This window comes from Paracoccus gahaiensis, from assembly GCF_005048225.1.
Taxonomy (GTDB): Bacteria; Pseudomonadota; Alphaproteobacteria; order Rhodobacterales; family Rhodobacteraceae; genus Paracoccus; species Paracoccus gahaiensis.
The window spans coordinates 23,495-44,108 of the sequence record NZ_SUNI01000024.1 but is presented as its reverse complement, the minus strand read 5'-3'; the positions used below and the strand labels follow the sequence as shown (position 1 = coordinate 44,108).

General features: G+C 71.4%; 20 protein-coding genes. 10 read left to right on the top strand and 10 right to left on the bottom strand.

Annotation, left to right across the window (positions count from 1 at the left end; genetic code table 11):
- Genes FA743_RS17455 through FA743_RS17435 form a run of 5 tightly spaced genes read right to left on the bottom strand, consistent with a single transcriptional unit; the run spans position 1 to position 7,779 of the window.
- Positions 1 to 2,184 carry an aminoglycoside phosphotransferase family protein gene (locus tag FA743_RS17455; RefSeq protein WP_136887362.1) on the bottom strand — a complete coding sequence of 728 codons (2,184 nt, stop codon included), beginning with the start codon at positions 2,182 to 2,184 and terminating at the stop codon, positions 1 to 3.
- Complete coding sequence (locus FA743_RS17450; protein ID WP_136887361.1) at positions 2,168 to 4,012, bottom strand: ABC transporter ATP-binding protein; 1,845 nt, start codon at positions 4,010 to 4,012, stop codon at positions 2,168 to 2,170. Before FA743_RS17450 ends, FA743_RS17455 begins: the two co-directional genes overlap by 17 nt.
- Complete coding sequence (locus tag FA743_RS17445; RefSeq protein ID WP_136887360.1) at positions 4,012 to 5,172, bottom strand: glycosyltransferase family 4 protein; 1,161 nt, start codon at positions 5,170 to 5,172, stop codon at positions 4,012 to 4,014. The genes FA743_RS17450 and FA743_RS17445 overlap by 1 nt, the downstream gene beginning before the upstream one ends.
- Complete coding sequence (locus FA743_RS17440; protein WP_136887359.1) at positions 5,172 to 6,440, bottom strand: glycosyltransferase family 4 protein; 1,269 nt, start codon at positions 6,438 to 6,440, stop codon at positions 5,172 to 5,174. The genes FA743_RS17445 and FA743_RS17440 overlap by 1 nt, the downstream gene beginning before the upstream one ends.
- A 43-nt stretch (positions 6,441 to 6,483) precedes the next feature.
- Complete coding sequence (locus FA743_RS17435; protein ID WP_136887358.1) at positions 6,484 to 7,779, bottom strand: glycosyltransferase family protein; 1,296 nt, start codon at positions 7,777 to 7,779, stop codon at positions 6,484 to 6,486.
- 219 nt (positions 7,780 to 7,998) lie between these two features.
- On the opposite strand from FA743_RS17435, the gene FA743_RS17430 reads away from it, so the two are divergent.
- The gene (locus FA743_RS17430; RefSeq protein ID WP_136887357.1) at positions 7,999 to 9,600 is read left to right on the top strand and encodes a sensor histidine kinase; all 1,602 of its coding nucleotides are present in this window, start codon (positions 7,999 to 8,001) and stop codon (positions 9,598 to 9,600) included.
- Positions 9,597 to 10,283 (top strand): response regulator transcription factor, encoded by a 687-nt coding sequence (locus FA743_RS17425; RefSeq protein WP_136887356.1) that lies wholly within the window; start codon positions 9,597 to 9,599, stop codon positions 10,281 to 10,283. Before FA743_RS17430 ends, FA743_RS17425 begins: the two co-directional genes overlap by 4 nt.
- Positions 10,284 to 10,301: 18 nt before the next feature.
- Here the strand turns inward: FA743_RS17425 and FA743_RS17420 are convergent, their stop codons facing one another.
- On the bottom strand, positions 10,302 to 11,303 hold the full coding sequence (locus FA743_RS17420; protein WP_211242313.1) for a sensor histidine kinase: 1,002 nt from the start codon (positions 11,301 to 11,303) through the stop codon (positions 10,302 to 10,304).
- 214 nt (positions 11,304 to 11,517) lie between these two features.
- Between FA743_RS17420 and FA743_RS17415 the strand changes: the two genes are divergently transcribed.
- From FA743_RS17415 to FA743_RS17380, 8 genes are all read left to right on the top strand, one after another.
- Positions 11,518 to 11,814: a BufA1 family periplasmic bufferin-type metallophore gene (locus FA743_RS17415; protein ID WP_425467206.1), complete on the top strand. Its 297-nt coding sequence runs from the start codon at positions 11,518 to 11,520 to the stop codon at positions 11,812 to 11,814.
- Between the two features lie 62 nt (positions 11,815 to 11,876).
- The gene (bufB, locus tag FA743_RS17410; RefSeq protein WP_136887353.1) at positions 11,877 to 12,719 is read left to right on the top strand and encodes an MNIO family bufferin maturase; all 843 of its coding nucleotides are present in this window, start codon (positions 11,877 to 11,879) and stop codon (positions 12,717 to 12,719) included.
- Positions 12,709 to 13,458, top strand: coding sequence for an HvfC/BufC N-terminal domain-containing protein (locus FA743_RS17405; protein ID WP_136887352.1), 750 nt, complete (start codon positions 12,709 to 12,711; stop codon positions 13,456 to 13,458). The genes bufB and FA743_RS17405 overlap by 11 nt, the downstream gene beginning before the upstream one ends.
- Positions 13,452 to 13,871, top strand: a complete 420-nt coding sequence (locus tag FA743_RS17400) for a DoxX family protein (RefSeq protein WP_136887351.1) — start codon at positions 13,452 to 13,454, stop codon at positions 13,869 to 13,871. The genes FA743_RS17405 and FA743_RS17400 overlap by 7 nt, the downstream gene beginning before the upstream one ends.
- A 1-nt stretch (position 13,872) precedes the next feature.
- Positions 13,873 to 14,604, top strand: a complete 732-nt coding sequence (locus tag FA743_RS17395) for a cytochrome c biogenesis CcdA family protein (protein WP_136887350.1) — start codon at positions 13,873 to 13,875, stop codon at positions 14,602 to 14,604.
- A gap of 16 nt (positions 14,605 to 14,620) precedes the next feature.
- Positions 14,621 to 15,031 (top strand): thioredoxin family protein, encoded by a 411-nt coding sequence (locus tag FA743_RS17390; RefSeq protein ID WP_136887349.1) that lies wholly within the window; start codon positions 14,621 to 14,623, stop codon positions 15,029 to 15,031.
- Complete coding sequence (locus FA743_RS17385) at positions 15,028 to 15,666, top strand: sigma factor (RefSeq protein WP_246055026.1); 639 nt, start codon at positions 15,028 to 15,030, stop codon at positions 15,664 to 15,666. Before FA743_RS17390 ends, FA743_RS17385 begins: the two co-directional genes overlap by 4 nt.
- A complete protein-coding gene (locus FA743_RS17380; protein ID WP_136887348.1) occupies positions 15,663 to 16,304 on the top strand; it encodes an NrsF family protein in 642 nt (213 codons plus the stop codon). The genes FA743_RS17385 and FA743_RS17380 overlap by 4 nt, the downstream gene beginning before the upstream one ends.
- A 44-nt stretch (positions 16,305 to 16,348) precedes the next feature.
- Here FA743_RS17380 and FA743_RS17375 read toward each other — a convergent pair whose 3' ends face one another.
- Genes FA743_RS17375 through FA743_RS17360 form a run of 4 tightly spaced genes read right to left on the bottom strand, consistent with a single transcriptional unit; the run spans position 16,349 to position 20,488 of the window.
- A complete protein-coding gene (locus FA743_RS17375; protein WP_136887347.1) occupies positions 16,349 to 17,680 on the bottom strand; it encodes a glutamine synthetase family protein in 1,332 nt (443 codons plus the stop codon).
- A gap of 5 nt (positions 17,681 to 17,685) precedes the next feature.
- A complete protein-coding gene (locus tag FA743_RS17370) occupies positions 17,686 to 19,062 on the bottom strand; it encodes an aspartate aminotransferase family protein (RefSeq protein WP_136887346.1) in 1,377 nt (458 codons plus the stop codon).
- A complete protein-coding gene (locus FA743_RS17365; protein WP_136887345.1) occupies positions 19,059 to 19,793 on the bottom strand; it encodes an SDR family NAD(P)-dependent oxidoreductase in 735 nt (244 codons plus the stop codon). The genes FA743_RS17370 and FA743_RS17365 overlap by 4 nt, the downstream gene beginning before the upstream one ends.
- A complete protein-coding gene (locus FA743_RS17360; RefSeq protein WP_211242312.1) occupies positions 19,790 to 20,488 on the bottom strand; it encodes a GntR family transcriptional regulator in 699 nt (232 codons plus the stop codon). The genes FA743_RS17365 and FA743_RS17360 overlap by 4 nt, the downstream gene beginning before the upstream one ends.
- Positions 20,489 to 20,614: the final 126 nt, after the last annotated feature.

The window sequence follows — 20,614 nt, the reverse complement described above, 5'->3', positions numbered from 1 at the left end:
TCAAGGGGTCAGGAGGGCTGGGGGGTCCGCATCGGCCAGGGCCTTCAGCGAAAGTTCGATCAAAGCCTGCGTGCTGTGGCGGCGGTCCGCAAAGCGGGTGCTGATCCAGATATGGCGGGCCAGCGACAGGTGACGGAAGACCCGGATGCGATGCGCCTCGGGCAGCGGGCGGATGCTGGCATAGCCGCGCAGGAACGCCTGCCCGGCGGCCTTGAGCGCAGTCGCATCGCCGGTGCGGCGCAGGGCAAGCTCATCCAGATGGGCCAGGAAATTGCCCAGATCGATGCCCGGATCGCCGATGGCATAGAGGTCCAGATCGACCAGCCAGACGCGATCCCCGTCGATCAGGACCTGATCGACATAGAAATCGCGGTGGATGCCGCAATCCGGCCCGGGCGGCAGCGCGGCCAGCGCCGCCTGCGCGGCGCCCCGGATCGCCTGCAGCGCCCCGGCCTGATCCGGCATCCCGGACGCGGCCTGGCTCAGCGCATGGTCCAGCACCGCGCCCTCGTCGGCATGGGACCAGCGTCTGTCGGTGACGGCGGGGACCGCATGCAGCCGGGCCAGGGCCGCGCCGCTGCGGGCCATGGCGGCAGTGTCGCCCGGGTCCAGCGGCCCCCCCGGCACCTCGTCCTGCAGCCACATGTTCAGCGCATCGACCGCCCCTCGCGCGCGCGGGATGCCCGTCCGGTGCGGGGCGCGGCCATCCAGTCCGGCCCGGCGCAGCGCCGCGTGCAGGGCCGGCATCCGCCGGTCTGGCCCCTTCGCGCGCAGCTTGCCCAGAAGCGCCGCGCCATCCGCCCCGGCCAGGGGATAGCGGATCAGCGCCCGGCGCCCCGGCTTGTGCCGGAGGAGGGCGGGGGCACCTTCTGCCATCTGAAGACCCGAGGCCCGCCGCAGGGCGGGCAGGACCCGCACGGGGTCCAGGGCCGCCGCAAGCTGGGGCATGTCGGGGTCGGTCGGGATCGCCCCGGGGCGGTGGAGGATGGCCTCAACCCGTTCCAGCAGGGCTCGGCCCCGGGCGGGCCAGTCGCCGCGGCGCAGGCGAAAGCCCTCGCCCGCCAGCAGCAGCAAGGCGCGGGCATGATGAAGGGGCAGCGTCCCGGGCGCCGCGCCATAGCCCTGCAGCAGGGCCGCGCCCAGATTGTCCGCCTGCGGCTGCGTCAGCAGGGCATCGGCCACCTGCGCATCCAGCCGGGCCAGGAAGCTGCCCAGATCGCGGGCGGGATCTCCGCAGCCGGCATTGTCCCAATCGAGGATCACCGGCCGGTCGCCCGCCATCACCACCTGATCGGCGCTGAAGTCGCCATGCACCAGCCCGGGCGTGACGCGCGCCCGGCCAAGGCGCGCGGCCAGATCGGCGGCAAGGCCCCCGGCCCGCGCGCCCAGATCGGGGTCCAGCGCCCCCAGATCGGCGGCGGCGGTCAGAACCGCCTCGGCATCGCCCTCTGCGGACCAGTCCGCGGCGGGGCGGAACGGGTCGCCGTGCAGGGCCGCCAGCGCCGCGCCGATCTGCGCGACGACGGCGGGATCGGGGGCATGGCCGGTCATCTCGGGGCAGACGGGCCGGCCCGGGATCCAGGCGGTCAGGATCGCGCGCAACCGGCTGTCCGCCCCCAGAAGCGGCGCCTGACCCTGCGCCATGGCCGCCGTCGCCCCGATCAGGGCGCGGTCGAAATCGGCCTCGCCCATGACCTTGAGGACGGCCCAAGGCTGCCCGTCCAGATCGATCCGCGCCACCAGCCGACGCCCGGGTTTGTAGCGCAGCAGGACCATCCTGCACGAGGCCAGGTCCAACCGCGCCCGGGCCATGCGGCGCAGATGCCGGGGGCCCTTGTCGGGGTCCAGAAGCCTGTCCAGCCCGCGCAGATGCCGGTCAAGCCGCGCGGGGATCGCGATCGCGCCATGCTGGGGCAGCCGGATGACGGCGGGATCCCTCCGCCAGCGGGGGCGGCGGCTTTCCTCGTCATAGCGATCCGCCGGATAGGCATGGACGGCCAGCGCCTGCCCCTCGGCGGTCAGGAAGGATGCCGTGCAGCTGACGCCGGGCTTGTAGCGCAGATAGGCCGGGGTCAGGGCCGCGCAGCCCAAGGCCTGCGCCATCGCGGCGGCATCCAGCAGCAGCGGCAGGCCCGGCAGCGCCGGATCGCGGGAACAAAGGCGCAGATCAGCCGGCGACAGCACGCAACGCCCCCCCGCCCTGCCCGCGCCCCTGCAGCGCCCAGAGCCGCGCATAGCGGCCCCCGCGCGCCAGAAGATCGGCATGGGTGCCCTCTTCCGCGATCCGCCCGGCCTCCAGAAACAGGATGCGGTCGGCGCGGGCGGCCTGCGACAGGTCGTGGGTGATCAAGAGGCTGGTCCTGCCGCGCGCCAGCCGCCAGATCGCCTCGGTGACGGTGGATTCGTTGCTGCTGTCCAGCCCGGTCGTCGGCTCGTCGAAGATCAGGATCGGGCAGTCGCGCAGGGCCGCGCGGGCGATGGCGATGCGCTGGCGCTGGCCGGCGGACAGGCTGGCGCCGCGTTCCGCCACCTGCGCGCCGTAGCCGTCGGGAAGGGCCGCGATGAAGTCATGCGCATTGGCCAGCCGGGCGGCGGCCTCGATCTGCTCGGGCGACACCTCGCGCCCGGCCCCAAGCGCGATGTTCTCGGCCAGGCTGCCCCGGAACAGGACGGTTTCCTGCGGGACCAGACCGATCTGGCGGCGCAGGCTGGTCAGGGTCACGTCGCGGATGTTCTGCCCGTCGATCGCGATGCGCCCGCCCGAGGGATCGTAAAGCCGCAGCAGCAACCCCGCCAGCGTGGACTTTCCCGCCCCCGAGGGGCCGGTCAGCGCCACGTTGGTGCCGGGCGCGATGTCCAGCGAGAAGCCCTCCAGCGTCGGCTTGTCCGCGCCATAGCCGAAGGTCACCCCCTCGAAGGCGATCCGCCCGGCATAGGCGGGGGCGGGCATGGCGCCCGGGCGGTCGCGGATCTCGGGCTCTTCGTCCAGCAGCTGCACGACCCGTTCGCCCGCCGCACTGGCCTTGGCCAGGCGCGAGGAATACTTGGCATAGCTTCGGATCGGGCGGAACGTCGCCTTCAGATAGGTGATGAAGACCAGCAGGTCGCCCGGCGTCAGCCGTCCGCGCAGAACCTGCAGCGTGCCGAAATACAGCACCAGCGCGATGGCGCAGGCGACCAGCAGATCGACCAGACGCTCCAGCCCGGCGGCGATCCGCTTGGCCTTGACGCCGTCGGCCAGGCTCTTGCCATTCGCGCTGACGAAGCTTTCGGCGGCGCGGTCCTCGATCGACAGGGCCTGCACGGTGCGCATCGAGGCCATCGCCTCGGCGGCGGTGGCGGCCATGTCGCCCTCCACCTTGCGCTGCTTGCGGCTGACCGTCTGGATCTTCTTGCCCGCGCGGATCGAACAGAGCCACAGCACCGGCAGCGGCAGAAGCGCGATCAGCGCCAGTTGCCAGTCCAGCACCAGCATGACGACGATCATGCCCAGCAGGACCAGCACGTTCGCCGCCAGAGGCAGGGCGGCGGTGACGGCGGTTTCCTTCAGCATCCCCACATCGCCGATCAGGCGCATGGTCAGATCGCCGGTCTTCGACCGGGTGTGAAAGCCAAGCGACAGGCCCTGCAGATGGCGGAACAGGTCGCTGCGCACCTCGGTCAGCACGCGGCTGCCGACGACCGCATAGCCGATGGTGGACAGGTACTGGAACAGCGCCCGCAACCCGATGATCGCCACCAGCCCGAGGGCACACAGGGTCAGCAGCGTCATCGTATCCAGCGCCGTCACCCCCGATCCTCCGGTCCCGGCCAGACTGGCGGGCACCACGCGGTCGATCACAAATTTCAGCGGCCAGGGCTCCAGCAGGCGCATCAACGTGGCGCCGATCAGGGCGGCGGTCGCGCCGGTCAGGACGGCCCGATGGGGGCGCAGATAGGGCGCGAAACGGCGCAGGACGCGGCGCAATCCCGGCAGGGCATCGGTCAGCGTGTCGGGGCGGGAACGGGCCATCAGGCGGCCTCCTGCCCCGGCGCGGAGGCGCGCTTGAGGATTTGCGTCACGATCCGGTCCCATCCGTGATGGGCCAGAACTTCGGCGCGTGCCCGGGCGCCCATCTGCGCGGCGGCAGCGGGATCGCGGGCCAGCCCGGCCAGAGCATGGGCCAGCGCCGCCGGATCGTCGGGCGGGACGATGACGCCCAAGCGCCCGTGATCCAGCACCTGAGCCAGATCGCCGACATCGCTGGCCACCACCGGCAGGGCCGCCGCCATGTATTCGTACAGCTTCAGCGGCGAGAAATAGAAGGGCTGGTCGCCCCGATAGGGCGCGGTGGCGACATGCATCGCGGCCAGCCAGCCGGGGACCTGATCGGGCTGCACCGCGCCGGTCAGATGCGCGGCATCGGTCAGCGACAATTCGTCCAGCCGGGCGCGGATCGGGGCCTGCTGCGGGCCGTCACCCACGATCAGCAGGCGCGCCTCGGGCAGATGATCGCGCTTCAGCAGCGCGAAGGCCTCGATCAGCGTCGCGGTGTCGTGCCAGGGTTTCAGCGTGCCGACGAAGCCCACCGTGAAGGGGCCGGTCCGCGCGGGCCGGTCGGCAAAGCGCCCGGCCTCGACGCCATTGGGGATCACCGCCACGCGGGGCGCCGGGGCGCCGAAGCCCCGGGCATAGTCCGCCACCGCCGGCGAGACCGCCGCCACCAGACGCGCGGCGGCGAAGGCGCGGCGGGCGCTGGCCTCGGCATCGGGCTGACGGACCATCCGGCGGTGGCGCGTCTGCTCCGCGATCAGCGGTGCGTTCAGTTCCAGCGCCGAGGGAATGCCTGCACCCATAGCGAATTCCATCGCCGCATGGGCAAAGAGGGCGTGGCGTTCATAGACAAGATCGAAGGGACCGGCCTCGGAGAGGGCCTTGGCAAGCGTCTCGTTCAACGACAGCGACCAGGCGGCCCGCGCCTCGGCATCATCGCCGCGCGGGGCCGGGGGCAGCGGGTGCAGCGTCACCGGCGCGAATTCCGGGGCCAGAGGGATGGTCAGGCAGGGCGAGAACAGCGTGACCTGATGCCCCATCGCCAAAAGCACGCGCAGCACCGACTGCACATGGATCGAGGCGCCCTTGGTGCCGAAGGGCGGGATGCCCGGATCGGTGGTGACATAGGCGATGCGCATCAGGCGGACCTCTGCTGCGGTTGGCCGGACCCGGCGATGGCATCCTGCCAGATCGCGCGCAGCCGGGCGGCGTTGACATGCTGGTCGAACTCGCGCTCGATCAGGGCGCGGCCCGCGGTCGAGACGCGCTGGCGCAGGGCGGCATCGTCCAGCATCCGGGCCAGCGCGGTGGCCAGTGCCTGCGGGTCGCCCTCGGGCACGCAGAGGCCGGTCTCACCGTCGCGCACCAGTTCGGGTATGCCGGTGACCGCGGTCGCGACGCAGGGCGTGCCGAGGGCCATCGCCTCCAGCAGGACGGTCGGCAGCCCGTCGCGGTTGCCGTCGCGGCCGACGACGCAGGGGCAGGCGAAGACCGCCGCCGCGCGCATCATCGCCATCACCTCGGATTGCGGGCGTGGGCCCAGCATCTCGACGCTGTCGTCCAGACCTGCCGCGGCGATCTGCGCGGCCAGATAGGCGACCTCGTCCCCGCCGCCGACGATGCGGCAGCGGGTGGTGCGGCCCCCGTCGCGCAAGAGGCGCATCGCCTCGATCAGGATGTGGAAGCCCTTCTTCTCGACCAGCCGCCCGACCGCGAGGATGTCGGTCGCATCGGGCGCCGGGGCGGCGTAGGCGAAGCGGTCCAGATCCAGCCCGTTATAGATGCGGCTGACGGTCCCCGCCGCCGGGCCAAAGCGCTGATCCAGATAATCGACGTTGTAATCCGACACGGTGACCACATGGGCCGCGTCGCGCAGCTTCTCGTCCAGCCGGATGTTTTCATCGTAGTCGAAATAGATGTCCTTGGCATGGGCGGTGAAGCTGTAGCCGATCCCCGCCAGCTGCGCCGCCAGCCGCGCCACCGTGGTCGACACGGTGCCGAAATGCGCATGAAGATGCGCGACGCCGCGCTCGCGGCAGGCCAGCGCCAGCTCCAGCGCCTGCGCGACATCCTGCCCCCCGCTGGTCGTCATCCGGCCCAGCAGCGCCCAGGACGAGGCCGGCAGCCCCGCCCGGGCCTTCAGCATCAGCCGCCAGAACGCATCGGGGTTTTTCAGACGTTCGGTCAGGCGGGTGACCGGCGCGCGGACCTTGCCCAGATTGTCCTGGAAATGCGTTTCCTCGACCGGGCGCAGCGCAAAGATCTCCAGCGGCTGGCCGGCGGCCTCATGGGCCAGGATCTCGTTGACGATGAAGGTCTCGGAATAGCGCGGATAGCGCTTGAGAACGTAGCCGATCCTGGGCGGTGCGGTCTGAGGGGGGGCGGTCTGGAGGGAGGTGGGGGACATGGCGAAACCGTTTCCTTGTGACTTGGTCGGTGCGACGCGGCGGTCAGGCCGATTGCGGAAGCCTGCCCTTGCGGGGGGCCAGCATCCGGGCCGCCATCGCCGTGACGCGCGACAAGCCGCCCAGATCGACCGCCCCGGGCACCGGCCCCCGGGTGGCGGCCCCCGGGGTGACGGCCCCCGGCGTGACGGCCACGGCCAGCCAGTCGCCAAGCGCCGGGGCGGACAGGCTGTCGGGATGGATCATGTCGGCGATGCCGCGATCGCGCATCCGCTCGGCCCGGATCAGCTGCTCGGTGCGGGGCCGGACACGGGGAACGACCAGCGAGGGCCGGCCAAAGGACATCATCTCGCAGGCGGTGTTATAGCCGCACATCGCGACCAGGGCGGCGGCGCGGCGGGCCAGGCCCACCGGCTCGGCCACGAAATCGACCACCGTCAGATCGCTGCGGCCCCGGGCCAGCGCGGCGATGCGGGCCTGCGCCTCGGGGGCCATCTGCGTGCCGGTGATCAGGATGCCCTGATGGCCCGGGGGCATGGGCGCCCCGGCAAAGGCCGTGCAGAGCGCCATGCCGTCGCGCCCGCCGCCCACCTGGCACAGCACGAAGGGCCGCCGGTCGCCCCCCGTCACCTCCAGCGGGTCGGCACCGGGGGCCTCAGCGCTGACACGCGCGCGCTGGTCCAGATAGCCGGTATAGGTCACCCGCCTGGCCAGGTCCGGCCCGAGGCCGTATTCCTCGGCTGTGGGAAAGAAATCGGGATCGCCATAGATCCAGATGCCGTCGTAATAATCGTGCAGCGCCTCGAAGTTGCGCTGGCGCAGCCATTGCTGGCGCATGACCGCCGGGCGGTCGATGATGTCGCGCAGGCCCAGCACGATGCGCGTGCGGCCCGAGCGCTTCAGCGCCTGCAGCGTCGGTCCAAGTTCGTACTGGGCCCCGCGCGGCACGTTGTCGACGATCATCAGGTCGGGCTGGAAGTTCTTGACCGCCGCCCGGATGGTCGCCGCGCGCATGTCGCACAGGGCATCGACGCCAATGCCCAGATCCCGCGCGTGATAGGTGCCGTCGGTCGCCTTGGCATAGGCCGGAAGCGTCAGGCAGTCGACGCCCTGCGGCAGGGTGAAGGCCCCCGCCTCGCGCATCCCCGCGACCAGCAGTACCTCGGGCGCATGGCCGCAGTCGCGGATCGCCGAGGCCAGCAGCATGTTGCGCCGCAGATGCCCGAAGCCAAGCGTGTCATGCGAATACAGCACCACCCGCGGGGCACGTCGCCCAGGGGCCTGCGACCGGGGCATGGCCGCCCTGTAGCTCAGCGGATCAACCGGGCTCATCTTGGTCATGTCAACCTCGCCATCTCTGCCTGCGACCGGGCGGGGATCGTGCGGCCCATGGCTGCACAAACATCGCCCTTGTCATAAAAGTTAAGTATTGGGCGCAGACCGGAAGGTGCAAATTAGAAGATCATTAGAGACGCGCATCGACGTTTTGCCGGCGCCGGACTTGGGCTAATCTGTCGGCGAGACGGCATCGGCGCCGCCGCCGGTCAGGATCCGAACACCATGAGAATCCGCACGAAAATCATGCTGAGCCACCTGACGGGTCTGGTGACGGTCACACTTGTGTGTCTGGCCATCATCGTGGGCCTGGGCTTCACGCGCGACGACCGGCGGCAGTTGCACACCTCGTACGAGCAGCTGCGCAACATCAATCTGGTCGCCGTGGACGCCCACAGCCTGTCCGCCCAGATCGCCGAACTGTTCATCGTGGGCGATCAGGATGCCGAGATCCGGCAGGCCCGCGATTCCCTGCTGGCCCGGCTGGACCGCCAGCGCGAACTGATCCGCGAGGAGCAGACGCTGGCGAACGAGACCGGCGCCCCCTGGGCGAGCCTGAATCGGGTGGACCTGAAGGAGGACAAGGTCCGGGAACTCGATCAGGCGCGGCTGCTGATCCAGGATCATCTGAGTTCCGGGCGCCGCGCCGAGGCGCTCGAGATCTTCAATACGGAAGTCTACGACCAGCTGGGGCTTGTGCTTCTGGAGCTTGTCGAGGGGACGACGGTCCGCGAGCGCGCCGAGGTCGAGGACGCGCTGGCCAGTTCCGCCCGTCTGTCCGAACGGGCCGTCGATCTGGCGATCGGGCTGATCGTCGTCGTGGCCGTGCTGGGCATCGGCAATATCGTGATCATGAACCGGACGATCCTGCGCCCGGTCTCGGCGCTTTACGCGGGGGCCGAGGCGGTGGGCCGGGGCGATCTGACCCACAGGATCGACACCCCCTCCTCGGACGAGCTGGGCAACCTGTCGCGCCGCTTCAACCAGATGACGGCGCAGATCCGCGCCCAGAGGGATTCCCTGATCGAGGCGAAATCCACCCTGACCCAGCAGGTCGACGAACGCACCCGAGAGCTGCGCGACCGCTCCGAGGCGCTGGCGGCCAGCAACGACCGCCTGCGCGCCGTCGATGCCAGCCGCGCCAATTTCTTCGCCGATATCAGCCACGAATTGCGCACCCCCCTGACCATCCTGCGCGGTCAGGCCGAGATGGCGCTGCGCAACCGCGCCGCCGATGCGGGCACGCTGCAGGGCGCGCTGACCGACATCGTGCAGAAGACCGACCAGATCGGCCGGCTGATCGACGACCTGCTGTTCCTGGCCCGGTCCGAATCCGGGTCGATCATGGTGAACCGGACGCGGGTCGTGTTGCAGGACATCGTGGGCGACGTGCTGCTGGACGGCCGGACCATGACGATGAAGCCCGGCGTCCGCATCCATCCCAGCCAGCCCGAGGATCCCGTCGAGGTGCAGGGCGACCCCGACCGCCTGCGGCAGGCCGTTCTGATCGCGCTGGACAACGCGCTTCGCCTGGCGCCCGAGGACACCACCGTCATTCTGGAGCTGGCGCAGACCGCGGGGCATGCGCAGATCCGCGTGCGCGATCAGGGGCCCGGCTTCACCGGTGACGAATTGGGCAGCGCCTTCACCCGCTTCTACAGCGCGCGGCCCTCGCGCCCGCGCTCTGGCCGGGGGCTGGGGCTGGGGCTGTCCATCGCCAAGTGGATCGTGGACCAGCATGACGGCACGATCCGCATCGACAGCGCGCCCGGCTGCGGCGCCGTGGTCGAGATCACCATGCCGCTGGCACCCGGGGCGGCGGCATGACCGGCGACCGCGTCCTGGTGGTCGAGGATGACGCCGAGATCGCCAGCCTGCTGGCCCGGGGGCTGACGGCCGAGGGGTTTCGCGTCGATCTGGCCGAATGCGGCGCCGGTCTGGACCGGCGGCTGCGGGACGACGTCTACAGTCTGGTCGTGCTCGACCGGATGCTGCCCGATGCGGATGGCGCCGATCTGTGCCGGCAGATCCGCGATGCGGGCCATGACGTGATGATCTTGATGCTGACGGCCAAGGACGCGCTGTCCGAGAAGCTGGAGGGTCTGGGCGCGGGCGCCGACGATTACATGACCAAGCCCTTCGCCTTCGAGGAACTGCTGGCCCGCATTGCCGTCCTCCTGCGCCGGGCCCCGGTCCGGGGCGACCGGCAGTCAGAAATCGTGATCGGCGATCTGCGGCTGGACCTGGACGCCAAGACGGCCAGGCGCCGCGACCGCGATCTGGATCTGACGGTGACCGAATTCGCGCTGCTGAGGTTCCTGGCCGAACGCCCCGACAAGGTGCAGTCCCGCGTGGATATCCTGAAGGGGGTCTGGGGCTATAACTTCGATCCGCAGACGAACATCGTCGAGGTCTATATCGCCTATCTGCGCAAGAAGCTGGATCAGGACGGCGATGCGCGGCTGATCCACAACCAGCGGGGGTTCGGATACCTTCTCTCGACGCCGTGACCCGCCGAGCGCCGCCCCTCACCCCGCCATGCGCGCCGTGCTCAGCCTCAGGGTGATGATCGCGCCGTTCTCGGACCAGTCGCGGACGATCGACCCTCCCAGCTGGCCCTCGATCGTCTGCCGCAGCAGGCTGGTGCCATAGCCGTCGGTCTCGGGGGCCTTCGGGACCGGGGGGCCGCCCTGTTCGGTCCAGGTGACCTGCACCATGTCGTCCTCCATCGTGCCCGAGATGTCCAGCGTCCCGTCCTCGACCGACAGCGCGCCGTACTTGACCGAATTGGTCGCCAGCTCGTGCACGGCCAGCGCCAGCGCCGTCGCGGTATCCTGGCCCACCCCCATGCGCGGCACCGCGACGCGGATGCGCCCCGAGAACGCCCCGTCATCGTCGTAAGGCGTCAGAAGCACCGTGAAGATGTCGCCCAGAAGCGCCGTGCGCCCCTGCCCGCCCGGCAGCGGCCGGACCAGATCATGCGCCCGGTCCAGCGCCGTCAGCCGGGTCATCAGCTGCCGCGTCATGTCCTCGATCGAGCTGGACGAGCGCGAGGTGATCCGCGTCAGGCCGGTCGCGATGGCCAGAAGGTTCTTGACCCGGTGGCTCATCTCGCCGGCCAGCAGCTCGTGGCCCTCTTCGGCCTGCTTGCGGTCGGTGATGTCCAGGAACACCCCCGACAGCGTGTGGTTCTCGATCCCGACATCGTCGCCCGTGCCCCGGGCCGAGATCCAGCGCACCTGCTCGCCATGCACGGTGCGGAAGTCGATCTCGTAGGACCCGACCACAGCCCGCGTCGCGGCAAAGGCCGCCCCGACCCGGTTGCGGTCGGCGGGGTGGATCTTTTCGGACAGGATCTCGAAGGTCAGCGCGCCCCGGACCGGCAGGCCCCACAGGTCATAGCCGCGGGCATCCATCGCGACCGCGTCGGTGTCGACATTCCAGGTCCACAGGCTGATCCCCGCCGCATCGATCGCCCGCCGCAGCACGTCATAGCCCCATTCGGGATGGGTCGCGGTCGGATCTGTCAACGTGTCTCGCTTTTCCGGAGGGCCGGGCTGCCCTTGCGCAGCAGTCATGGGCCCGCGGGGGGCCTCGTGTCAACCTTTGCGGCGGGCAGGCCGCGCGCCGGCCCGGCCCGGAAATCATCCCGCAGGGCCCTGTAACAAAGCTGGCCCCCCCGGCGATCTGCCCTTCAGGAAGGTGCGGTTGCCTTCCGCGACAGGGAGACATGACATGACTGCAATGACCTCGCGCCTGGCCTTCGGCGCCTCGCTGGCCTGCGCCCTCGGCGCCATGGCGGCAACCCCCGTTCAGGCCCAGGAGATGGAGAAATGCTACGGCGTCGCCACCGCCGGGCAGAACGATTGCGCGGCGGGGCCGGGCACGACCTGCGCCGGAACCTCCAGCGTCGATTATCAGGGCAATGCCTGGACGCTGGTCCCGGCCGGCACCTGCCTGTCGATGGAGCTTCCCGCCGCCCCCGATGGCAGCGCCCGCGCCGCCTCGCTGGAGCCGCTGACCCGCGACATTCCCGCCTGACCCTGGCCGGGCGCGTCCCTGCGCGCGCCCGGCCCCCCTTTCAGGTCCGAAGGAACGCCCCCATGACGCATCTGCCCCCGCGCGCCGGTGTCGGCTTCAAGCCCGAGCATTTCGCCGCGATCCGCAGCGCCCCGCAGCCGGTCTCGTTCTTCGAGATCCATGCCGAGAACTACATGGGCGCGGGCGGGCCGCCCCATGCGCAGCTGACCGCGCTGAGGGCCGACTACCCGATCTCGGTGCATGGGGTCGGGCTGTCGATCGGCGGGGCGGGCCGGCTGGACGCGGATCATCTTGTGCGGCTGCGGCGGCTCTGCGACCGCTATCAGCCGGAAAGCTTTTCCGAACATCTGGCCTGGTCCAGCCACGGGACGGAATACCTGAACGACCTGCTGCCCCTGCCCTACACGCAGGAGACGGTGGACCGGGTCTGCGATCATGTCGACGAGGTGCAGGACCGGCTTGGCCGCCGCCTGCTGCTGGAAAACCCCGCGACCTACGTCCTTTTCGCGCAATCCGACATCCCCGAGACGCAGTTCCTGGCCGAGATCGCCTTCCGCACCGGCTGCGGGCTGCTGCTGGACATCAACAACGTCTTCGTGTCCTGCACCAACCACCGCAGCGATCCGCGCGCCTATCTGGACCACTTCGCCCTGGCGGCCGTGGGCGAGATCCATCTGGGCGGCCACGATGCCGAGGACCTGCCCTCGGGGCCCCTGCTGATCGACAGCCACGGGGCGGCGGTGGCCGATCCGGTCTGGACGCTCTACGCCGAGGTGATCGCCCGGATCGGCCCCCGCCCGACGCTGGTCGAATGGGACAACGACCTGCCCGCCTGGCCGGTCCTGGCCGCCGAGGCCGCCCGCGCCGACCGCATCCTGACCAAGGCGCCCACCCATGCAGGCTGAGATCCTGACCCGCTTTCAGGCCGCCCTGCGCGGCGGCCCCCTGCCGCCCGGCGTGACCGCAACCGATCCCGCCGAGGCCGCCCGCCGCTTCGACGTCTATCGCAACAACGTGGCCACCAGCCTGTCCCGGGCGCTGGCCCGGCGCTTTCCGGTAATCGAGCGGCTGGTGGGCGCGCCCTTCTTCGCCGCGCTGGCCCGCGCCTATCTGGCCGAGGATCCGCCCCGCTCGCCGGTGCTGGCGGAGTGGGGGGCGGGCTTCGCGGCCTTCCTGTCGGGCTTTGCGCCGCTGGCCCATCTGCCCTGGATCGCCGATGTCGCGCGGATCGAGTTCGCCCGGGGCCGGGCCTATCACGCCGCCGATGCGCGGCCCCTGGATCCGGCGGCGCTGGCCGGGGCCGATCCCGCGCGGCTGCGCCTGCATCTGCATCCCTCGCTGGCCGTGCTGCGGCTGGACCATCCCGCCGTGTCGATCTGGCAGCGCCACCAGCCCGGCGCGCCCGAGACGCCCCTGCCCGGCACGGCGCAGATCGCGCTGATCCTGCGCGATCCGCGCGGCGAGGTGCCGGTCGAGGCGATCCCCCCCGCCGATGCGGCCCTGATCGCGGCGCTGGCCGCAGGCGCCCCCCTGGCCCGCGCCGCCCGCGCCGCAGAGCAGGTCCAGCCCGGCCACGATCCCGGCCCGCGCCTGGTGGCGCTGATGCGCGCGGGTGCCCTCGTCGAGGCGGGCGCGCCATGCTGAGCCGCCTCAACGCCCTGCCCGCCCGCATTCCCGCCGATCTGGTGGCGATGATGCTGCGGGTCTTTCCGGCGCTGGTCTTCTGGCAATCGGGCCGCACCAAGGTCGAGGGGCTGCGCCTCCGCGACCAGACCTGGTTCCTCTTCGAACATGAATACGCCCTGCCGCTGATCCCCTCCGAGGTGGCGGCGGTGCTGGCGACCCTGGCCGAACATGCGCTGCCGGTGCTGATGATCCTGGGACTGCTGACGCGGCTCTCGGCGCTCGGCCTGCTGGCGATGACGGTGGTGATCCAGATCTTCGTCTATCCCGGCGCCTGGATCACGCATGGGCTGTGGGCGGCGGCGCTGCTGGCGGTGGCGGCCCGGGGACCGGGGCGGATCTCGCTGGACCATCTGCTGCGGCTGGACCGCTGAGATGGACCTGATCCTCGCCTATCTCGCCGGCCTGCTGACGCTGATCAATCCCTGCGTGCTGCCGGTGCTGCCCATCGTGCTGACCGCCAGCCTGGGCGCCGATCCGCGCGGTCCGCTGGCGCTGGCGGCGGGCCTGTCGGCGTCCTTCGTGGCCCTGGGGCTGGGCGTCGCCGCCCTGGGCCCGGCCATCGGGCTTTACCCCGAGGATGTGGCGCAGGTCGCGGCGCTGGCGATGGTGGGCTTCGGCCTGGTGATGCTGACCCCCGCCATGGGGCGGCGCTTCGCCACCGCCACGGCCGGGCTGGCCCAGGCCGCCGATGCCCGGATGCCGCAGGGGCGGGGCCAGGACCGGGGCCAAGACCGGGGGCTGCGGCAGGAATTCGCGGGCGGCGCGCTTCTGGGCGCGGTCTGGAGCCCCTGCATCGGCCCCACCCTGGGCGCCGCCATCGCGCTGGCCAGCACCGGCCAGGACCTGCTGCGCGCGGGCGCGACCATGGCGGCCTTCGCGCTTGGCGTCTCGACCCTGATCCTGGCCGGGGCCTATGGCCTGCGCGGCTGGCTGCGCCGGAATGCGCGCCGGATGGCGGGACTGGCCGCCCGCGCCCGCCCTGCCCTGGGCCTGGCCTTCGTCGCCGTGGGCCTGGCCCTCGCCACCGGCCTGCACCACCGGGCCGAAGCGCTGCTGATCGCCTGGCTGCCCGCCTGGCTGATCGACCTTTCCGTCACCTTCTGACCCTCACGAGGACATCATGAACCGTCGCACTCTTCTGATCTCGGCCGCAGCCTTGACCCTGGCCCCCGCGGCCCATGCCTCTGAACGCGTCTTCTACACGCCGGGGCTGGCCGAGGCCGCCCTGGAGGCGGGCGAGACCGTCGTGCTGGATTTCTGGACCGACTGGTGCAGCACCTGCGCCGCCCAGCAGCGCGTCCTGGCGGCGCTGAAGGCCGAGACCCCCGATTACGAGGCGCATCTGCGCTTCATCACCGTCGATTGGGACCAGCACGGGCGCGGCGCGCTGTCGCAGGCGCTGGCCATCCCGCGCCGCTCGACCCTGGTGGCGCTGAAGGGGCGGCAGGAACTGGGCCGCATCGTCGCGGGCACCGCACGGGACGACATCGCGGCGCTTCTGGACCGCGCGCTGCTGGCCGCCAGGACGTGAGCCTTGGCCCGGATCTGGCGCAGGCCTGGCATTGCCCGGCGGCGGCAGTCCGGGCTAGACTGCCCGCGCGCGCGCATCCGGCGAAGGAGGCAGCCCTGGACGGCACGACTGACTGGGATCTGCTGCTGGCCCGGGCCAATGCGGGCGACGCGGCCGCCTTCCTGCGGTTTCTCACCGAGGTGACGCCGCCCCTGCGCGGCCTGATCCGCGCGCGGGGGCGGGGCCTGCCACCCGACCTGCACGAGGATATCCTGCAGGAGGTGCTGCTGGCCATCCATCTCAAGCGGCACAGCTGGACGCCGGGCCATCCGGTGCGCCCCTGGCTGTATGCGGTGGCGCGCCACAAGGTGGTCGATGCCTTCCGGCGGCGCGGCCACCGGCTGCATCTGCCGCTGGAGGACGTGGCCGAGGTCCTGGCCGCCGAGGCCGATCCCGCGCCCCTGGCCGCGCATGACGCCGACCGGATGCTGGGGATGATCGACGCCCGCTCGGCCGCGCTGGTGCGCGCGGTCCGGCTGGAGGGGCACAGCACCGAAGACGCCGCCCGGGGGTTGGGCCTGAGCGCGGGGGCCGCCCGCGTCGCCCTGCACCGGGCCATGAAACGCCTGTCCGAGCTGGCAGAGAGGATGAAATGACGAACCGACCCTCGACCGAGGATCTGATCCACCGCCTGGCCACGGCCCCGCCCCCGGCGCGACTGTCCGGGCGCGGCACCGCCAGCCTGATGCTGGGCGCGGTGGGCCTGGCGCTGGCCCTGTTCCTGACGCTGGCCGGTCCCCGCGCCGACCTGCTGCCCGCCCTGGCCGATCCGCAGGTGCTGGCCAAGCTGATCCTGCCCCTGGTCCTGGCGCCGCTGGCGCTGATGCTGGCGCTGCGCTCGGCGCGTCCGGGCGTAGGCCTGCCCCTGGGGCTGCTGGCGCTTCCGGCGCTGGCCGCGGTGGGGTTGTTCGGGGCGCGGCTGGTGCAGACGCCCCCGGGGCTGGTGCTGCCCGGGATCATGGGCCACAGCGCTGCCGCCTGCCTTCTGTCGATCACCGCCCTGTCGGCCCCGGCCCTTCTACTGGGCCTGATCCTGTTCCGGCGCGGCGCGGCCCTGCGCCCGGCCCTGACCGGCGGGCTGGTCGGGCTGGCAGCCTCGGCCGCCGCGACGGCGGGCTATGCGCTCTATTGCACCGAGGATTCGCCGCTGTTCTTCACCCTCTGGTACGGGCTGGCGATGGCCATCTGCACGGCGGCGGGCGCTGTGGCCGGGCGCCGGCTGCTGCGCTGGTAGGTGCGCCGGCCGGGCATCAGCCCGCTACAGGGTGCCTTGTGCCGTCAGAGGCCCGAGTAAAGCTGCCATTCGATCTCGGTGACATGGTCGGCCAGACGCGCGGATTCGGCGCGCTTGATCGCGGTCAGGGCGCCGTGCAGTTCGGGGCCGAGGATGCGGCAGAGCGGGGCCGAGGCCGCAAAGGTCTCGATGGCGTCGGCCCAGCTGAGGGGCAGTGCCGGGGCGCCTTCGGTCGAGGCTTCGGGGCCGGGATCGGCCTTGGCCGCGATCCCGTCCAGCGCGGTACCCAGAACCACGGCGGCGACCAGATAGGGGTTGGCATCCACCCCGGCCACGCGATGTTCGAAATGACGCGCGGCGGGGCGGCCGCCCGGGATGCGCAATGCCACGTTGCGGTCATCGCGGCCCCAGGTATTGGAGGCGGGCGAATAGATCGCCCCTCCCAGCCTGCGCCAGGAATTCAGCGTCGGGCCCAGCACCAGCATCGTGTCGGCCATCGCCGCCCGCACGCCGCCGATGGCGTGCAGCATCAGGGGCGAGATCGCGCCGTCCCGATCCGCGAACAGGTTTCCCCCCTCGACCGGATCGGTCAGCGACAGATGCAGATGCATCCCCGAGCCGGACCGCCCCGCAAAGGGCTTGGGCATGAAGCAGGCCCGCATCCCGAAACGCCGCGCGGTGCTGCGCAGGATCTGCTTGGCCAGCATGATGTCATCCGCCGCCCGCGCCAGATCGCGATAGCGCAGGGTCAGCTCGAACTGGCCCTGCGCATATTCCGAGATCAGCGTCTCGAGCGGCAGATCGAAGCTGGCGGCGGCCGCATAGACGGCGTCGAAGAAGGGCGACATCTCGTCCAGCTCGTCGACCGACATGCAGTTCGTCGACGACATGCGCCGCCCCCCCATCGGCGCGCGGGCGGGGCCGCCTGCGGCATCCAGCAGGTAGAACTCCAGCTCCAGCGCGCCCATCGGCTGAAAGCCCATGCCCTGCGCGCGGGCGATCTGGGCCATCATCGCGCCGCGCGGGTCATGGGGCACGGGCGCGCCGTCCGACCCGAACATCTGCAGCAGCACCAGCCCCCGCCCGTTCGGCTGCACCCCAAGCGTGCCCGCCACCGGCCAGCACAGGCTGTCGCCGCCGCCGTCATCCTGCGTGGCAAGGGCGCCCGCGACGTCATTGCCCTCGATATCCTGCGCGAACAGCGAGGCGGGCATACCGCGCCCGCCCTGGAACAGGCCCGCCAGCTCGTGGCGGCGGATCATCTTGCCGCGCCCGATGCCGTGCAGGTCGGCCAGCGAGATGTCGATGGCCTCGACCGCCGGATGGGCGTCGAGGAAGGCCTGCGCCGCATCGGCCAGCGCGCCGGTCGGGGACATCACGCTCACCGCCCCGGATGCCCAAGCTGCGCCTGCGTCAGGTCCAGCACGCGCCAGGCCTTCTCGACCAGCTCGTCGGCCTCGGCATGGGTCAGCACCAGCGGCGGCGAGACCACCATCCGGTCGCCCACCGCCCGCATGATCAGCCCGTTCGCGAAGGCATGCTCGCGGCACATCATGCCGACGCCCAGATCCTCGTCGAAGGCCCGCCGCGCCCCCTTGTCGGCGCACAGCTGGATGGCGCCGATCAGGCCGGTCATCACCGCCTCGCCCACCAGCGGGTGATCGGCCAGCGCGCGCCACTTGCCCTGCAGATAGGGGCCGATGTCATCGGCCACGCGGTCGACGATGCCTTCGGACCGCAGGATGCCCAGATTGGCGATGGCCGCAGCGCAAGCCGCCGGATGGCCGGAATAGGTGTAGCCATGCGCGAACTCGCCGCCCTTGGCCGTCAGCACCTCGGCCACGCGGTCGGACACGCCCACCGCCCCCATCGGGATGTAGCCAGAGGTCAGCCCCTTGGCCATGGTCATGAAGTCGGGCGTGGTGCCATAGGTCTGGCAGCCGAACCACGATCCGGTGCGCCCGAAACCGCAGATCACCTCGTCCGAGATCAGCATCACGCCGCGCTCGGTCAGCCCCGCCGACAGCGCCGGCCAATAGCTGTCCGGCGGAATGATGACGCCGCCCGCGCCCATGATCGGTTCCGCGATGAAGCCCGCCACGCGATGCGCGCCGATGCCGTCGATCAGCGCCAGCGTGTCGCGGGCGACCTTCAGGCCGAAGTCCTCGGGCGACAGCTCGCCGCCCTCGGCCCACCAGGCCGGGCGCGGCGCGTGCAGGATGTTGCCCACCGGCAGGCCGGGCTGGGCATGCATGAAGCCGAACCCCCCCACCGCCGAGGCCGCCACGGTCGAGCCGTGATAGGCCCCCTGCCGCGAGACGATGATGGTGCGGTCAGGCTGGCCCATCACCGCCCAGTAATGCGCGATCATGCGGAAGATCGTGTCATTCGCGTCCGAGCCGGACCCGGTGAAGAAGAACCGGTTGATGTGGTCGGGCGTGACCTGAGACAGCAGGTGGCCCAGCTCGATCACCGGCGGGTGGCTGGTCTGGAAGAAGGTGTTGTAGAAGGGCAGCTGCCGCAGCTGGCGGGCGACGGCATCCGCGATCTCGGGGCGGCCATAGCCGATCGCCACGCACCACAGGCCCGCCATCCCGTCCAGGATCCGGTTTCCGTCGCTGTCGGTCAGATGCACGCCATCCGCATGGGTGATGATCCGCGCGCCCTTGGCATTCAGCGCGCTCGCATCGGTGAAGGGGTGCAGGTGATGCGCCGCATCCATGGCGCGCAGGCTTTCGGTCGAATTGAGCAGCGTCATGTCAGATCTCCTGTGGGGGCAAGGGCGGCCAGCGTGCTGCCGCCGTCGACGGGCAGGGCCGCGCCGGTGATGAAGCGCGCGGCGTCCGACAGAAGGAACGCCACGGCCGAGGCAATGTCCTGGGGCTGCGCCACGCGGCCCAGGGGAATGGCCGCGCCGAAGCGCGCCAGCGTGGCGGCGCGGGCGGCCCCGGTCTGGCCCGGCGCCAGCATCGGCGTGTCGGTGTCGCCGGGACAGACGGCATTGACGCGGATGCCCTCGCGCGCATGGTCCAGCGCCATGCAGCGGGTCAGCTGCACGACGCCCGCCTTGGCGACGCCGTAGGCCACCGCGCCGGGCGCCGCGATCAGCCCCCAGTCCGAGGCGATGTTGACGATCGCTCCGCCCCCCGCGCGGCGCATCGGCGCCAGCACCGCGCGCGACATGCGGAACGTCGCGCCCAGATTCAGGTCGATTACCCGCGCCCAATCTTCGTCCAAGGTCTGGTCGGCCCGCCCCCGCCCCAGCACGCCCGCCGCATTGACCAGCCCGGTCACCGGGCCCATCGCCTCTGCCGCAGCCAGGATGCGGTCGGCGGAGGACGGATCGGACAGGTCGGCGGACAGGAACCGCGCGTTGGCCGCGTCCTGCGCGGGCGCGCGGCGCGCCACCAGCAGCAGGGGCCCCGGCAGCAGCGCCGCGAGGGCCGCGCCGATGCCCGAACTCGCGCCGGTCAGGATGGTGACGCTCATGGCGCATCCTCGAATTCGCCATGGGCCAGCAGGAACGCGGCCCCTGCCGCGATGTCGCGGCGCATGGCGTCGCCCGCCGCTGCCGCGTCGCCGCGCGACAGGGCGGCGGCCAGCTCCTCGTGATAGTCGATCTCCAGGATGCCCGACAGCGCGCCTTCGAACCTGCCGCCGAACTGGCGCAGGAAGGGGCCGACCTGCAGCCACAACGTCTCGATCAGGAAGATCAACGCGTCCGAGCCCGAGGCGCGATGGACGAGGAACTTGAACTCGTAGTTCTGTTCCAGATAGCTGTCGATGTCCTGATCCAGCGCGGCCTGCGTCAGCGCCGCACCGGCCTGCCGGATGGCGCGCAGATGCGCCTCGGATGCCGCCCCTGCGGCCAGTTCCGCCGCCCGCCCCTCGCAGGTCACGCGCGCGGCCATCAGGTCGGCGAAGCGCGCCCGGTCCATGCGCGGCAGGATCATCGAGCCGTTGGGCAGCGCCTCGAGCGCGCGCAGCGATTGCAGCCGGGCCAGGGCCGCGCGCACCGGCATGTCGGAACAGCCCAGTTCGGCCGCGACCTTGCGCGAGGTCAGCTTGCGCCCCGGCGGGATGCGCCCGGCCATCAGCGCCCTGGTCAGCTGGCGATAGACCTGCTCATGGACCGGCACCGTTTCCAGCGCGTCCAGACCGAGGGGCATGGGCCGCGCGCTCATCGGGCAGCCCGCCCGAGGGTGAGCGGGGCCGTCGGGCCGGCAGCGCCGGGCTGCCCGGGCGCTGCCGGCCGCTCCGCCTGCCCGGCAGTCCTGTCCGCATGTCCTCGCTGCATCGATCATGTCCCC

Coding starts and splice junctions, on each gene's coding strand:
- FA743_RS17375 (WP_136887347.1), bottom strand. CDS start 17,680: ATGTCCCCGACCGGCGCGCTGGCCGATGCGGCGCAGGCCTTCCTCGAC.
- FA743_RS17370 (WP_136887346.1), bottom strand. CDS start 19,062: ATGACGCTGCTCAATTCGACCGAAAGCCTGCGCGCCATGGATGCGGCG.
- FA743_RS17415 (WP_425467206.1), top strand. CDS start 11,518: ATGACCTCGCGCCTGGCCTTCGGCGCCTCGCTGGCCTGCGCCCTCGGC.
- FA743_RS17435 (WP_136887358.1), bottom strand. CDS start 7,779: ATGACCAAGATGAGCCCGGTTGATCCGCTGAGCTACAGGGCGGCCATG.
- FA743_RS17405 (WP_136887352.1), top strand. CDS start 12,709: ATGCAGGCTGAGATCCTGACCCGCTTTCAGGCCGCCCTGCGCGGCGGC.
- FA743_RS17365 (WP_136887345.1), bottom strand. CDS start 19,793: ATGAGCGTCACCATCCTGACCGGCGCGAGTTCGGGCATCGGCGCGGCC.
- FA743_RS17450 (WP_136887361.1), bottom strand. CDS start 4,012: ATGGCCCGTTCCCGCCCCGACACGCTGACCGATGCCCTGCCGGGATTG.
- FA743_RS17425 (WP_136887356.1), top strand. CDS start 9,597: ATGACCGGCGACCGCGTCCTGGTGGTCGAGGATGACGCCGAGATCGCC.
- bufB (WP_136887353.1), top strand. CDS start 11,877: ATGACGCATCTGCCCCCGCGCGCCGGTGTCGGCTTCAAGCCCGAGCAT.
- FA743_RS17395 (WP_136887350.1), top strand. CDS start 13,873: ATGGACCTGATCCTCGCCTATCTCGCCGGCCTGCTGACGCTGATCAAT.
- FA743_RS17445 (WP_136887360.1), bottom strand. CDS start 5,172: ATGCGCATCGCCTATGTCACCACCGATCCGGGCATCCCGCCCTTCGGC.
- FA743_RS17440 (WP_136887359.1), bottom strand. CDS start 6,440: ATGTCCCCCACCTCCCTCCAGACCGCCCCCCCTCAGACCGCACCGCCC.
- FA743_RS17400 (WP_136887351.1), top strand. CDS start 13,452: ATGCTGAGCCGCCTCAACGCCCTGCCCGCCCGCATTCCCGCCGATCTG.
- FA743_RS17390 (WP_136887349.1), top strand. CDS start 14,621: ATGAACCGTCGCACTCTTCTGATCTCGGCCGCAGCCTTGACCCTGGCC.
- FA743_RS17430 (WP_136887357.1), top strand. CDS start 7,999: ATGAGAATCCGCACGAAAATCATGCTGAGCCACCTGACGGGTCTGGTG.
- FA743_RS17380 (WP_136887348.1), top strand. CDS start 15,663: ATGACGAACCGACCCTCGACCGAGGATCTGATCCACCGCCTGGCCACG.
- FA743_RS17360 (WP_211242312.1), bottom strand. CDS start 20,488: ATGAGCGCGCGGCCCATGCCCCTCGGTCTGGACGCGCTGGAAACGGTG.